Below are 406 nucleotides of genomic sequence, written 5' to 3' on the forward strand. Positions count from 1 at the left end.
ACGGCCTTGCTGACCTGCTCCACGGAAGCCGTGGTTTGATTGAGGTTGACTTGCAGCTGCTCAGTTTTCATCGCCAAGGCTTCTTCCGCCGTAGCGCGCACCTTTTTCTCCAGCGCGAAGTTGGCTGTTGAGCTCCAGGCTTCCAAAGCACCCGCCAGTTCGCCTTCGCCGGAGTCACTGCGTGCCTCTGCCCTCAACGACTCCAAACTGCTGGCCGTGGCCACGATCTCACCATCGATACGCGCCACTTCACCGCTGAGGGTTTCCAGCGCCTGGGTGTTGCCGGCTACGCCAGAGTTGACGTCGACCAGCTCGCCTTTCAGTTCCGTGATGCGCTTGGCAGAAACTGAATCATTGGTGGCCACGACCTTTTCAAGGCTCGAAAGCCCGGCCTTGTTCTCCCCGA

At 59.6% G+C, this 406-nt stretch carries 1 pseudogene; it reads right to left on the bottom strand.

Annotated elements, in window-relative coordinates:
- A pseudogene (locus BKD70_RS25130) lies at positions 1–365 on the bottom strand (hypothetical protein); the annotation flags it as partial.
- Positions 366–406 lie beyond the last annotated feature (41 nt).

Source organism: Pseudomonas sp. BS-2016, from assembly GCF_001806145.1.
Taxonomy (GTDB): domain Bacteria; phylum Pseudomonadota; class Gammaproteobacteria; order Pseudomonadales; family Pseudomonadaceae; genus Aquipseudomonas; species Aquipseudomonas lundensis.